The following is a 13,473-nucleotide window of genomic DNA, read 5'->3' as shown; positions in this document are numbered from 1 at the left end:
ACAACTCTATAATGAGGCCGTAATGATAAAGCCTAATTGCCTAAATATAAGCGGATTTTGATGACGACCCAGACAGACATCCAGAACACGCCTTCGCCGGTGCCGGCTCACGATGACCTAGCCGTAGCTACGCAGGTCGCCGACACAGGCCCGCAGCTCACGCTCGACGACGTTACCGCCGGCTTCATCGCGACCGTACGCGACCAGGGCCTGATCGCTGTGAGCGGCGACGACGCTGCGAAATTCCTGCATACGCAACTGACCAACGACGTCGAGCACCTGACGGCGACGGACGTGCGCTTCGCAGGCTTCTGCACGCCGAAGGGCCGCCTGCAGGCGAGCTTCCTGATGTGGCGTAACAATGATGCCGTGTACCTGCAACTGCCGCGCGCCATCCAGGCGCCGCTGCAGAAACGGCTGTCGATGTTCGTCATGCGCTCCAAGGCCAAACTCGTCGATGCAACCGATGCGGCGCCATTCGCCACGGTGCTCGGCCTGGGCGGCGCCCGTGCGCAAGCGGCGCTCGGCCAGATCGTGCCAACGCTGCCGTCCACGCCGATGACCAAAACGGATGGCGCGTTCGGCACCGTGCTGCGCCTGAACGATGCGTTCGGCGCGCCGCGCTACTTGTGGCTCACGTCGGCCGAGACGGCCAGCGCTGCGCTGTCCGCGCTGGGCACGCAGCTCGCCGTCGGCGGCGACCAGGCCTGGCAACTGGCGACGATCCACGCGGCCGAGCCGCAGGTCGGCCCGGCCACGCAGGAACAGTTCGTCCCGCAGATGATCAATCTCGAGCTGCTGGGCGGCGTCAATTTCAAGAAGGGGTGCTACCCCGGCCAGGAAATCGTTGCACGCACCAAGTACCTCGGCAAGATCAAGCGGCGCGCGGCGCTGGCCCGTATTGACGACGCGGATGCACGCGCCGGCGACGAAGTCTTTTCGCTGCTCGACCCGAGCCAGCCATGCGGTATGGTCGTCAACGTCGCACCCAACGGGATCGGTGGCGCCGACGCGCTGGTCGAAATCAAACTGGCACAGATGACGGAAGAAGTGCGCCTGGGTTCGGCCACCGGCGTACGCGTTCAGTTCCTGCCGATGCCGTACAGCCTCGACGCGATCGACGACTGACGATGGCCGATCTGTCCGTCTCCGACCTGTACGTGTATTACAAGGTGCGCGACGCCGACACCGCGCAACTGGCCCCGCTGGTGCGCACGATGCAGGCGGCCCTCGTCGCCAGCGAAGGCGTGAGCGTTCAGCTCAAGCGCCGGCCCGGCGACCCGGATGGCCTGCAAACCTGGATGGAAGTCTACCCGTCCGTCCCCGCCGGCTTTGACGCTGCGCTCGCGCGCGCCGTCGATGAAGCCGGATTCGAATCCCTGCTGGCCGGCCCGCGCCGTGTCGAAGTCTTTACGGAGTTGCCGCCATGTGCCTGATCGTCTTTGCATGGCACGTCGTCCCTGGCGTGCCCGTGATTGCCGCTGCCAACCGCGATGAATTCTATGACCGCCCGGCCCTGCCCGCAGCGCCCTGGCCCGAGCATCCGCACGTGATCGCCGGGCGCGATCTGCAAGGCGGCGGCAGCTGGATGGGCGTGTCACTCACGGGCCCGAACGGCCCGCGCTTTGCTGCGTTGACCAATATCCGCAGCCCGGGCGAACGTCAGCCCGACGCGCCGACACGCGGCGCGCTGGTGGCCGACTACCTGGCTGGCGACCTCGATGCGGGCGCCTATGTCGCCCAGCTCGCGGCGCAGCCGGACCACTACAACGGCTACAACCTGGTGCTGGGCGACGGCGAGACGCTGTACTGGTATTCGAACCGCGGGCAGTCTGACCCACGTAATGGCCAACCGCTCGAGCGCGGCCGGATCTACGGCATCTCGAACGGGTTGCTCGACGCGCCGTGGCCGAAGGTGCTGCGCACGAAAGCGCAGTTCGCGAGCCTGTTGTGCCAGGGCGCGCCGGAAGACGCGTACTTCGAAATGCTGGCCGACACGACGCGCGCACCGGACTTGCGCCTGCCGGAAACCGGCGTGCCGCTCGAGATGGAGCGGATGTTGTCGTCGGTCTGCATCGAGTCCGAAGAGTACGGCACACGCACGTCAACGGTCGTCAAGCTGTACCTGAACGGCGCGCCCGACCTGCATGAGCGCGTCGTGGTGCCGGGCGAGCAGGTCGAAGCCTGACGCAATAAACTTTTGGCCGCTTAGCGGCGGCCCTTCAAGCCTGCTTTCAGGATATCCCGCAGATGGGGCGTGGCCGCATACGGATCGGGCGGCTGCCGGCCATGCACCATTGCATCGGCATGCTCGGCCACGGTGCCCAGCGCCTGCGGATGCGAGAACACATAGAAGCGCTCAGCGCGGATGGCGTCGAACGTCAGCTGCGCGACCTGCGCTGCGGACACCTTGCCCGACCCGACCGCTTTCTCGGTCAGCGCCTGCGCCGCCATCTGGCTCGCCGTCATGATCTCGTCAGTGCGCAGTTCATCCGGCCGGTGCCGGTGCGACTGCGCGATCTGCGTCGGGATGAAGTACGGGCACAGCACCGACGTGCCGATCGGCGCATCGACCAGCTTGAGATCGTGATACAGCGTTTCGGTCAGCGCCACCACCGCATGCTTGGACACGTTGTACAAGCCCAGTGCCGGTGAATTGATCAGCCCCGCCATCGATGCCGTGTTGACAACATAGCCCCGGTACGCGGGATCCTTCGCCGCGCATTCGAGCATCACGGGGATGAACGCGCGCACGCCGTTGACGACGCCGTACAGGTTCACGCCCAGCACCCACTCCCAGTCTTCCTTCGAATTTTCCCAGATCAGGCCACCAGCGCCAACGCCGGCATTGTTGAACACCAGGTGCACCGCGCCGAAGCGCGCCATCGCCGAATCGGCCAGCTCCTGCACGTGCGCGCTCTTGCGCACATCGCACACCATCGCAATGACTTCGGCGCCGCCGTCCATCAGTTCCTCGGCCGCTTTCTCGAGTGGCTTGCGCTGCACGTCGCCCAGCACCAGCTTCATGCCGAGGCTCGCGGCCATCGTGGCGAACTCGCGGCCCATGCCACTGGCCGCGCCCGTGATGACCGCGACCTTGCCTTTGAAATCATCCATCGTCTTGTCCTTTGGCCGAACGTTTAGAACAACGGTCAGACAGCGGTGACGCCGCCATCGACTGCGAGTATTTGTCCCGTGATGTGCTTGCCCGCGTCGGAAGCGAACAGCACCACCGCGCCCTTCAGGTCTTCGTCGTCGCCCAGGCGCCCCAAGGGCGCCGCGGCTGCCAGGCTGTCGGCACCGTAAGCGGCCAGCACGCCTTTCGTCATCTTTGATGGGAAGAAGCCCGGCGCGATCGCATTGACCGTGATGCCATGGCGGCCCCATTCGCCGGCCAGCGTGCGCGTGAAGTTGATGACCGCACCCTTGGACGTGTTGTAGGCAATGGTCTGCATCGCGTCTGGCGGATTGCCCGACAGGCCGGCAATCGACGCAATATTGACGATGCGCCCGTAGCGGCGCGGGATCATCGACAGCTTGCCGACCGCCTGCGCCACGAGAAATACCGAGCGCACGTTCAGGTTCATGACCTTGTCCCACGCCTCAAGCGGATAATCTTCGGCGGGAGAGCCCCAGGTGGCGCCTGCATTGTTGATCAGGATATCGACGTGACCCAGGCGCGCCAGCGCCGTCTCGACCAGGCTTGTTGCGTGCGCCGGATCGGACAGATCGCCGGCAAAGCAGCTCGCCTCGATGCCCAGATCGTGCAGGCGGGCGACGGCGGCGTCGAGCTCTTCCTGCTTGCGTGAGGTGAGGATCAGGCGCGCGCCCTGCTCGCCCAGCGCCTGCGCCATCTGCAGCCCGAGCCCGCGCGAGCCGCCGGTGACAATGGCGGTCTTGCCCTTCAGTGAAAACAGTTCCTGCGTGGTGCGCATACGGCCTCCGGTCAGCACGGCGTGGTCAGATTTCGTAGTCCATGCACTGGCGCCCTTCGCGGATCGCGCCGATGAAGGGGACCACGGCCTGGTGCACCGGGTGCGCGATGTACGCGGCCAGCGCGGCGCGGTCGGCGAATTCGGAATACAGCACGATATCGTAGGTCGCTTCGAGGTCGGGCTGGGCCAGCGTGACTTCGAAGGTGACGATGCCGGGGACGATCGCGGCGCACTCATCGAGCCGGCGTTTCATCTCGCGTGCATTGGTCGCGCGGTTTGCGCCTTCGGCCTCTTCCTTCAGCTTCCACATGACGATGTGCTTGATCATTCGTGCTCCTGTTGTTGGTGTTGTGGGCAGCGTTGCGTGCCCCTCACAGCCAGTATAGCGAGAGCACGATCGTTCGCCAAAACCGTACGAAAAACATATTTACAGCACGGGCTCCGGCCTACCCATTTTGCAAGATTCGCGTAAGGTTCGAGGCGCACATTGGGTTGGCTGACCAACAATCAGCCTTTCCGCTTAAACACAAAACAACGAACGGAGACAAGCCATGGCAATCTCACCCGGCAACACTGTCGGCGCCGTACCCCCCACCACCACCGCCGGCCTGACCAAGGAAGAGCGCAAGGTCATTGCTGCTTCCTCGCTCGGCACCGTGTTCGAATGGTACGATTTTTACCTGTACGGTTCGCTCGCCACGATCATCGCCAAGCAGTTCTTCATTGGCGACCCCAACACCACCTTCATCTTTGCGTTGCTGGCGTTTGCCGCCGGCTTCATCGTGCGGCCGTTCGGCGCGCTCGTGTTCGGGCGCCTGGGCGACATGATCGGCCGCAAGTACACCTTCCTGATCACGATCCTGCTGATGGGCGCGTCGACCTTCCTCGTGGGCATCCTGCCCAGTTACGCGCAGATCGGCATTGCGGCCCCCATCATCCTGGTTTCGCTGCGCATCCTGCAGGGGCTGGCGCTGGGCGGCGAGTACGGCGGCGCCGCGACCTACGTGGCCGAGCATGCGCCGCATGGCAAGCGCGGCCTTTTCACGGCGTTCATCCAGACCACCGCGACGATCGGCCTGTTCCTGTCGCTGCTGGTCATTCTGGGTACCCGCACGCTGATCGGCGAAGAAGAATTCCAGGCCTGGGGCTGGCGCATTCCGTTCCTGATCTCGGTCGTGCTGCTGGGGATTTCGGTCTGGATCCGGCTGTCGATGAACGAGTCGCCGGCGTTTGCCAAGATGAAGGCCGAAGGCAAGACGTCGAAAGCGCCGCTGTCGGAAGCCTTTTTGAAACCGAAGAACGCCAAGATCGCCCTGCTGGCGCTGCTCGGCCTGACGATGGGCCAGGCCGTGGTCTGGTACACGGGCCAGTTCTACGCGCTGTTCTTCCTGACCAAGACGCTCAAGATCGCCGACCCGACGGCCAACATCCTGATTGCCATCGCGCTGCTGCTGGCTACGCCGTTCTTCATCATCTTTGGCGCGCTGTCGGACAAGATCGGTCGCAAGTGGATCATCCTGGGCGGCTGCGTGATTGCGGCGGCGACCTACTTCCCGATCTTCAAGGCGATCACGCACTACGGTAATCCGGCACTGGAAACAGCGCTGCGCACCGCGCCCGTGTTTGTCGTCGCCGACCCGGCCACCTGCAGCTTCCAGATCGATGCGACGGGCACCCGCAAGTTCCCGTCCTCGTGCGATATCGCCACGCGCATGCTGACGGCCGCTTCGGTCAGCTACAACCGCATCGACGCACCGGCCGGCACAGTCGCCACGATCAAGATCGGCGCGACCGAGTTCAAGTCGTTCAACGCCGTCATGACGCCGGATAACCTGAACTTCAACGATGCCTCGAAGGCCAGCGAAGCGGCGCTCAAGAAGGAGGTTACCGGGGCGCTGGCGAGCGCGGGTTATCCGGAGAAAGCCGATCCGGCCGCGATCAACAAGCCGATGCTGGTCGTGCTGCTGTTCATCCTCGTGCTGTACGTGACGATGGTGTATGGCCCGATCGCGGCGATGCTGGTCGAGATGTTCCCGACCCGGATCCGCTACACGTCGATGTCACTGCCGTATCACATCGGGAATGGCTGGTTCGGCGGGCTGTTGCCGACGACGGCCTTTGCGCTGGTGGCGTTCAAGGGTGATATCTATTACGGCCTGTGGTACCCGATCATCATCGCCATGACCACGTTCGTGATCGGTGCGCTGTTCGTGCGGGAGACCAAGGACAACAATATCTACGCGAACGACTAGTAAATTAGCGGCATCCTTGATGCGTGGCAGGCGCCGCCTTCCACGCATCAGGCACGTTTTCTTCAGGCGTTGAACGCGCCATTCGCCGCGGCCAGCTGCACCAGCAGCGGCGCCGGCGTCCACGCCTGGCCATTGCGCCCGCGGGCAAAGCCTTCAATTGCCGCCAACACGGCCGGCAAGCCAACCATGTCTGCATACAGCATCGGCCCGCCACGGTGCAGCGGGAAGCCGTAGCCGCTCAGGTAGACCATGTCGATGTCGGACGCCCGCAGCGCGATGCCTTCTTCGAGGATCTTCGCGCCCTCATTGACCAGCGCATACACGAGCCGCTCGACGATTTCAGTATCGGGAATCGCGCGGCGCTCGACACCGATCTCGTGCGAGTACTGCGTCACCATCGCGTGGACGGTGCCTGAGGGCGTGGCCGCCCGCGCGCCCGCCTGGTAGTCATACCAGCCCGCGCCCGTCTTTTGCCCGAAGCGGCCCTGTTCGCACAAGCGGTCCGGCAGCTTCGAATAGGCAAAGTCTGGTGAGTCGATGGCACGCCGCTTGCGGATGTGCCAGCCGATGTCGTTGCCGGCCAGGTCGCTCATGCGGAATGGCCCCATCGCGAAGCCGAACGCTTCGATTGCGCGGTCGACCTGTTCCGGCAGTGCGCCTTCTTCCAGCAAATCGTACGCCTGGCGCAGATACTGCTCGAGCATGCGGTTGCCGATGAAGCCGTCGCAGACGCCCGAGACCACACCCGTTTTCTTGAGTTTTTTCGCCAGCGCCAGCGCCGTGACCAGCACATCGGCGCCGGTCTGGGCGCCGCGCACGATCTCGAGCAGCTTCATCACATGCGCGGGGCTGAAGAAATGCAGGCCGATCACGTCCTGCGGCCGGCCCGTGAATGCGGCGATGCGGTTCACGTCGAGCGACGACGTATTGGTGGCCAGGATCGCGCCCGGCTTCATCAGTTTGTCGAGTTCGCGGAACACGAGCTCCTTGACGCCCATGTCCTCGAACACCGCTTCGACGACGATGTCGGCCTGCGCCAGTGCGTCGTACGACAATGTGCCGGTGATTAAGGCCATGCGCTGCGCCAGCTTGTCGGCCGTGAGCTTGCCCTTGGCGACGCTGCGTTCGTACACGGCGCGGATGCCGGCCAGGCCCTTGTCGAGCGCTTCCTGATTCATTTCGAGAATCGTCACCGAGATGCCGGCGTTGGCGAAGTTCATCGCGATGCCGGCGCCCATGGTGCCGGCGCCCACCACGGCCGCACTGGCGATCGGGCGTGGCTGGGTGTCGGGGGGCACACCCGGCACCTTGCCGGCGGCGCGCTCGGCAAAGAACGCGTGGCGCAGCGCCTTCGATTCGGGCGTCGTGGTCAGGTACATGAAGCGTTCGCGCTCGAACTGCAAGCCGGCTTCGAAGGTTTCGGCGGTGACCGACGCGGCGACCGTCTCGACGCACTCGCGCGGCGCCGGGAATGGCCCGGCCATCGCATCGACGCGCTCACGCACCGCTGCCAGGAAGCCGGAGGCGTCCGGGTGCGCGACGGCGCGGTCGCGTACTTTTGGCAGCGGCCGGACGGCGGCGATGGATTCGGCGAATGCGACGGCGGCCGGCAGCAGGTCGACGTCCGCATCGAATACGCGGTCGAACAGCGCCGTGCCGGCCAGCTTGTCGGACACCACCGGCGCACCGGTGAGGATCATGTCAAGGGCTTTTTCCAGGCCCAGCACGCGGGGCAGGCGCTGCGTGCCGCCCGCGCCGGGCAGCAGGCCCAGCTTGACTTCGGGCAGCGCGATCTGCGCGCCCGGCGCCGCGACGCGGTAGTGGCAGCCCAGCGCCAACTCCAGGCCGCCGCCCATGCACACGCTGTGGATTGCTGCAACGACCGGCTTGGCCGCGCTTTCGGCAGTGGCAATCAGCGTATGCAGCGTCGGCTCGGTGAGCGCCTTGGGCGACGTGAACTCACGGATGTCGGCACCGCCCGAGAATGCCTTGCCGGCGCCGGTGATCACGATGGCCGTGACCGCCGGGTCGGCTTCGGCCTGCCGGATGCCGGCAACGGCTGCCGTGCGGGTGGCCAGGCCAAGGCCATTGACGGGGGGATTGTTCAGCGTGATGACGGCAACGCTGCCGTGCACCTGGTAGTCGGCGCTCATGTCGATTTCGTCTCCTGAAAGTGGGAATGACCGAGCTGCCAACTATACCGCAAATAAACGAACGAACGTGTTATTCGGGCAAGCCAGGATGCTGACTACCCACTCAGAATTGACCGCGCTGGCTAGCCTCGGCGATTTTCTTGTCGGTCTTGTACTCGTTCAGCGCGTACACGGCCCAGATCGCGGCAGGCAGCCAGCCGACCAGCGTCATTTGCAGAATCAGGCAGATGACGCCAGCAATCGGGCGGCCGATCGTGAAGAACGTCAGCCAGGGAAGGATGAGGGCGATAAGCAGGCGCATGGGAATTCCTGTGAGTAGAAGATTGTTAAAAGTGACACAACTCTACCCGCCAGGCGTGAAATGCGGCGCACAGCTACGTTTCGGTGTCCTGCGCCGATGGCAGACGGTGCTGCGCATACGTTTCGCGCAAGCGGTTCTTCTGGATCTTGCCGGTGCCGCCGACGGGCAGGCTGTCGGCGAACACAACGTCGTCCGGCGTCCACCAGCGCGCGACCTTGCCGTCAAACCAGCTGATCAACGCGTCGCGCGTGACGTCCATGCCGGGCCGGCGCACGACCACCAGCAATGGGCGCTCGTCCCATTTCGGGTGCGCGACGCCAATGCAGGCCGCCTGCAGCACGGCCGGATGCGCCATCGCCACGTTTTCCAGGTCGATGGTGCCGATCCACTCCCCGCCCGACTTGATCACGTCCTTGCTGCGGTCCGTAATCGCCAGATAGCCGTCGGCGTCGATCGTGGCGACGTCGCCCGTCGGGAACCAGCCATCGACCAGCACGTTGCCGCCCTCCTCGCGGAAGTAGCCGGAGACGACCCACGGCCCCTTCACCAGCAGATGCCCGTACGTCACGCCATCCCAGGCCAGTTCGGTACCAGCATCGTCGACGATCTTCATGTCGACGCCATAGATAGCGTGGCCCTGCTTGCGCAGCACGGCGCGCTGCGCCTCCGGCGACAGTGCCTGGTGCGCGCTGTTCAGCGTGCAGGCCGTGCCCAGCGGCGACATCTCGGTCATGCCCCAGGCGTGCACGACCTCGATACCGAACCTGTCCATCAGCGTGTCCATCAGCGCCGGCGGGCAGGCCGAACCGCCGATCACCGTGCGGCGGAACGTGGAGAACGCCAGACCGTGCTCGATCACATGATTGACCAGGCCCAGCCAGACTGTGGGCACGCCCGCCGAGAACGTCACGCCCTCGCCTTCGAATAGATCGTACAACGAGCGCCCATCGAGCGCCGGGCCGGGAAACACGAGCTTGGCGCCCGACAGCGGCACCGAGTACGGCAAGCCCCACGCGTTCACATGGAACATCGGCACCACCGGCAGCACGACGTCGCGCGACGCTACATTGAGCGCGTTCGGCATGGCCGATGCGTACGCGTGCAGGACCGTCGAGCGGTGCGAATACAGTGCGCCTTTCGGGTTGCCGGTCGTGCCGGACGTGTAGCACAGGCTGGCGGCCGAGCGTTCATCGAACTGCGGCCACGCGTAGTCGTCGCTCTGTGCGCCGATCAGGTCTTCGTAGCACAGCAGCGTGTCGATGCCCGTATCACGTGGCAGCGCCGCGCTGTCGCACAGGGCCACCCAGGCCTTGACGCCCGTGCAGATGCGCGCCAGCGCGGTGACAATCGGCAGGAAGGTCAGGTCGAAGAACAGCACCTGATCGTCGGCGTGGTTGACGATATAGGCGATCTGTTCTGAGTGTAGACGGGGATTGATCGTGTGCAGTACGGCGCCGGAACCCGAGACGCCGTAATACAGTTCCAGGTGCCGGTAGCCGTTCCAGGCCAGCGTGGCCACGCGGTCGCCCATGGCGATGCCAAGGCTGTCCAGCGCATTGGCCAACTGGCGCGAGCGGGCGGCCGCATCGCGCCAGGTGTAGCGGTGCAGGTCGCCCTCGACGCGGCGCGAGACGATTTCACCATCGCCATAATGGCGCGCGGCGAATTCGATGATGCCGGAGACCAGCAGCGGTGCATCCATCATCTGGCCTTGCAGGGGACTCATCGGGTAGTCAGGCATGTGGGCTCCAGGGTTCAGTGGTTATCAAGCTCAGCAGCAACGTCGAAAGTGTCGTGTGCGATGCGGCGCGGCGTCAACGCAATTCGATGATGCAGCGCCGCATTGCGGACGTGCTGTCCAGCCGGCGCCGTTACAGGGTGTAACGCGCGTGAACCGGCGTGCCCGATCACGCGTAATATCGCGGTCGGGTAAAATCGTTTCATTGCCGACCACGCCAACGAGGACTGCCATCACTGCCGACGAACTTGCACTGAACAATTCCTTCGCCGAATTGCCGCCAGCGTTTTACACGCGCCTGATGCCCACGCCATTGCCTGCGCCGCATTTCATCGCGGCCAGCCAACCTGCGGCGGCCCTGATCGGGCTCACCGTCGAGGATCTCGCACGTCCTGATTTTGTCGAGGTCTTCACCGGCAACAAGGTGGCGCCGCGCTCGCAACCGCTTGCCGCCGTGTATTCCGGTCACCAGTTCGGTGTCTGGGCGGGCCAATTGGGCGATGGCCGCGCGATCACGCTGGGCGACATTGCCACCCCGACTGGGCCGATGGAAATTCAGCTCAAGGGCGCCGGGCGCACGCCGTATTCGCGCATGGGCGACGGCCGCGCTGTGCTGCGCTCGTCGATCCGCGAATTCCTGTGCTCCGAGGCGATGGCCGCACTGGGCATCCCGACGACGCGCGCGCTGTCACTGACCGGCTCGCCGCAAGGCATCGCGCGTGAAACGCTCGAGACTGCCGCCGTCGTGGCGCGCATGGCGCCGACGTTCGTTCGCTTCGGCTCGTTCGAGCACTGGGCCTCGCAAGGCCGCGAGGACGAGCTGCGCACACTTGCCGATTACGTCATCGGGCAGTTCTATCCTGAACTCGCTGGCGAGGCCAATCCGTACGCGGCGCTGCTGGCCGAAGTCACGCGCCGCACTGCGCGCATGATTGCGCACTGGCAGGCCGTGGGGTTCATGCATGGCGTCATGAACACCGACAATATGTCGATCCTGGGCCTGACGCTCGACTATGGCCCGTTCGGCTTCATGGAAGCGTTCGACGCCCGCCACATCTGCAACCATACCGACCAGGGTGGGCGCTATTCGTATGCCAACCAGGTGCCGGTCGGGCATTGGAATTGCTATGCGCTGGGCAATGCCCTGCTGCCGCTGATCGGCGAACCCGAGGTGGCCGAGGAAGCCCTGGCTGTCTACCGGCCCGAGTTCGGCCACCAGATGGACATCCTGATGCACGGCAAGCTTGGCCTGCAGAGCACCCAGGACGGCGACGCCAAGCTGTTCGAAGACACGATCGAGCTGCTGCAGGCCAACCACGCCGACTTCACGCTGTTCTTCCGCCTGCTGGGCGACCTGCAGGTGGATGCGCCCGGGCAGGATGAGCCACTGCGCGACTTGTTCATCGACCGCGCCTCGTTCGACGCCTGGGCGGCGATCTACCGTACCCGCCTGCGCAGCGAACACAGCGTGGACGCCACCCGGCGCGCGGCAATGAACCTAGTCAACCCCAAATACATCCTGCGCAACTACCTGGCCCAGACGGCCATCGAACAGGCCCAGAACGGCGACTTCAGTGGCGTGCACAAGCTGCTGGCCGTGCTCGAGCACCCCTTCGACGAACAACCCGACAACGCCGCCTACGCCGAGCTGCCGCCCGATTGGGCTGCGCATCTCGAAGTGAGCTGCTCTTCATGAACACACCAACGAGACACGAGGAAACCACATCATGACCGACAAAGTCACCAAGACCGACGCCGAATGGCGTAACCAGCTCGACCCGATGGAATACGAAGTCACGCGCCACGCGGCCACCGAACGCGCCTTTACGGGCAAGTTCTGGGACCACCACGAGCATGGCATTTACAGCTGCGTCTGCTGCAATACGCCACTGTTCGAATCGGACACCAAGTTCGACTCGGGCTGCGGCTGGCCAAGCTACTTCCGCGCGCTCGATCCGGCCAATGTGATCGAAAAGACCGATCGCACCCACGGCATGGTCCGCACCGAAGTCATCTGCGGCGTCTGCGACGCGCACCTGGGCCACGTGTTCCCGGACGGTCCGCCGCCAACCGGCCTGCGCTATTGCATCAATTCCGCCTCGATGCGGTTCGACCCGGCCTGAGAGTGATTGCACGATGAAATTCCTGTTCGACTTTTTCCCGGTCCTGCTGTTCTTCGGCGTTTACAAGTATGGCGACAGCAACCAGGCTTGGGCGCATCGCATGGCCGTCGAGTATCTGGGGCCTTTGATTGCGGGCGGCGGCGTGCCGCCGTCACAGTCGGCGATCCTGCTGGCCACTGCCGTGGCCATCATCGCCACCGTGTGCCAGGTCGGTTACCTGCTGGCGCGCGGGCGCAAGGTCGACAATGCGATGTGGCTGACGCTGGGCGTGATCGTCGTCGCTGGCGGCGCCACGATCTATTTCCACGACGACCTGTTCATCAAGTGGAAGCCAACGATCCTGTACTGGGCGTTCGCACTGGGTCTATTCATCGCGCAAGTGTTTTACCGCAAGAACCTGATCCGCTCGGTGATGGAGCCGAACATGAAGCTGCCCGAGCCATTCTGGAACCGCATCGGCTACATCTGGATGGCGTTCTTCGTCGCGATGGGTTTGCTGAACCTGTTGATGGCCTTCGTGGTCTTCCATAACGATACCGGCGCCTGGGTCAGCTTCAAGCTGTTCGGCTTTACCGCCATATTCTTTGCCTTCATCATGATTCAGACGATGATGCTCTACAAATACATCAAGGAAGAAGACGCATGACCACTCTGACAGACAAAAGCGATCGCGAACCACGCATGCGCGCCCAGCTCGAAGCCGAGCTGGCCCCTACCCTGCTCGAGATCAGCGACGACTCGCACCTGCACGCGGGCCATGCCGGCGCGGCCTCCGGCGGCAGCCATTATTCGGTCAAAATCGTGTCCTCGCGCTTCGAAGGCCTCAAGCTGGTCATGCGCCATCGTCTTGTGTATGATGCCGTGCACGATATGATCAACAAGGCGGAAATCCACGCTCTGGCCATCAACGCCATCGCGCCTTCCGAGCTGTCCTGAAAGCGGGTTTTCAGGCAGTTTTAAGAAATTTGCCC

At 64.2% G+C, this 13,473-nt stretch carries 14 protein-coding genes; 8 read left to right on the top strand and 6 right to left on the bottom strand.

The genetic code is table 11. The features are described 5' to 3' along the window. Positions 1-60: 60 nt before the first annotated feature. Genes ygfZ through HD842_RS06035 form a run of 3 tightly spaced genes read left to right on the top strand, consistent with a single transcriptional unit; the run spans position 61 to position 2,188 of the window. Positions 61-1,128 carry a CAF17-like 4Fe-4S cluster assembly/insertion protein YgfZ gene (gene ygfZ, locus HD842_RS06045; RefSeq protein WP_183552234.1) on the top strand — a complete coding sequence of 356 codons (1,068 nt, stop codon included), beginning with the start codon at positions 61-63 and terminating at the stop codon, positions 1,126-1,128. Positions 1,129-1,130: 2 nt separating this feature from the next. Then, positions 1,131-1,436, top strand: a complete 306-nt coding sequence (locus tag HD842_RS06040) for a DUF4936 family protein (protein WP_183552231.1) — start codon at positions 1,131-1,133, stop codon at positions 1,434-1,436. After that, complete coding sequence (locus HD842_RS06035) at positions 1,427-2,188, top strand: NRDE family protein (RefSeq protein WP_183552228.1); 762 nt, start codon at positions 1,427-1,429, stop codon at positions 2,186-2,188. Before HD842_RS06040 ends, HD842_RS06035 begins: the two co-directional genes overlap by 10 nt. Before the next feature lie 20 nt (positions 2,189-2,208). Here the strand turns inward: HD842_RS06035 and HD842_RS06030 are convergent, their stop codons facing one another. Genes HD842_RS06030 through HD842_RS06020 form a run of 3 tightly spaced genes read right to left on the bottom strand, consistent with a single transcriptional unit; the run spans position 2,209 to position 4,263 of the window. Further along, positions 2,209-3,117 (bottom strand): SDR family oxidoreductase, encoded by a 909-nt coding sequence (locus HD842_RS06030; RefSeq protein ID WP_183552225.1) that lies wholly within the window; start codon positions 3,115-3,117, stop codon positions 2,209-2,211. A 35-nt stretch (positions 3,118-3,152) separates the two neighbouring features. Then, on the bottom strand, positions 3,153-3,935 hold the full coding sequence (locus HD842_RS06025) for an SDR family oxidoreductase (protein WP_183552221.1): 783 nt from the start codon (positions 3,933-3,935) through the stop codon (positions 3,153-3,155). A gap of 25 nt (positions 3,936-3,960) precedes the next feature. Further along, positions 3,961-4,263: a Dabb family protein gene (locus HD842_RS06020; RefSeq protein ID WP_183552217.1), complete on the bottom strand. Its 303-nt coding sequence runs from the start codon at positions 4,261-4,263 to the stop codon at positions 3,961-3,963. A gap of 223 nt (positions 4,264-4,486) precedes the next feature. Here HD842_RS06020 and HD842_RS06015 point away from each other — a divergent pair, with 223 nt between their 5' ends. Then, entirely contained in the window at positions 4,487-6,187 is a 1,701-nt protein-coding gene (locus HD842_RS06015; RefSeq protein ID WP_183552214.1) for an MFS transporter, read from the top strand. A 62-nt stretch (positions 6,188-6,249) separates the two neighbouring features. Here the strand turns inward: HD842_RS06015 and HD842_RS06010 are convergent, their stop codons facing one another. From HD842_RS06010 to HD842_RS06000, 3 genes are all read right to left on the bottom strand, one after another. Beyond that, on the bottom strand, positions 6,250-8,340 hold the full coding sequence (locus HD842_RS06010; protein WP_183552211.1) for a 3-hydroxyacyl-CoA dehydrogenase NAD-binding domain-containing protein: 2,091 nt from the start codon (positions 8,338-8,340) through the stop codon (positions 6,250-6,252). Positions 8,341-8,443: 103 nt separating this feature from the next. Further along, positions 8,444-8,641: a YqaE/Pmp3 family membrane protein gene (locus HD842_RS06005; RefSeq protein ID WP_183552208.1), complete on the bottom strand. Its 198-nt coding sequence runs from the start codon at positions 8,639-8,641 to the stop codon at positions 8,444-8,446. Between the two features lie 73 nt (positions 8,642-8,714). Then, complete coding sequence (locus HD842_RS06000) at positions 8,715-10,382, bottom strand: 3-(methylthio)propionyl-CoA ligase (RefSeq protein ID WP_183552205.1); 1,668 nt, start codon at positions 10,380-10,382, stop codon at positions 8,715-8,717. Positions 10,383-10,584: 202 nt separating this feature from the next. On the opposite strand from HD842_RS06000, the gene HD842_RS05995 reads away from it, so the two are divergent. Genes HD842_RS05995 through HD842_RS05980 form a run of 4 tightly spaced genes read left to right on the top strand, consistent with a single transcriptional unit; the run spans position 10,585 to position 13,438 of the window. After that, positions 10,585-12,075, top strand: a complete 1,491-nt coding sequence (locus tag HD842_RS05995) for a protein adenylyltransferase SelO (RefSeq protein WP_183552202.1) — start codon at positions 10,585-10,587, stop codon at positions 12,073-12,075. Between the two features lie 31 nt (positions 12,076-12,106). Continuing rightward, the gene (gene msrB, locus HD842_RS05990; RefSeq protein ID WP_183552199.1) at positions 12,107-12,502 is read left to right on the top strand and encodes a peptide-methionine (R)-S-oxide reductase MsrB; all 396 of its coding nucleotides are present in this window, start codon (positions 12,107-12,109) and stop codon (positions 12,500-12,502) included. A gap of 13 nt (positions 12,503-12,515) precedes the next feature. Next, entirely contained in the window at positions 12,516-13,148 is a 633-nt protein-coding gene (locus tag HD842_RS05985) for a septation protein A (RefSeq protein WP_183552196.1), read from the top strand. Further along, complete coding sequence (locus HD842_RS05980; RefSeq protein ID WP_183552191.1) at positions 13,145-13,438, top strand: BolA family protein; 294 nt, start codon at positions 13,145-13,147, stop codon at positions 13,436-13,438. Before HD842_RS05985 ends, HD842_RS05980 begins: the two co-directional genes overlap by 4 nt. Positions 13,439-13,473: the final 35 nt, after the last annotated feature.

Origin of the sequence: Massilia aurea, assembly GCF_014200505.1 — a bacterium.
GTDB lineage: Bacteria > Pseudomonadota > Gammaproteobacteria > Burkholderiales > Burkholderiaceae_D > Telluria > Telluria aurea_B.
The sequence above is the reverse complement of the archived record's forward strand: the minus strand, read 5'-3'. Positions and strand labels throughout refer to the sequence as shown.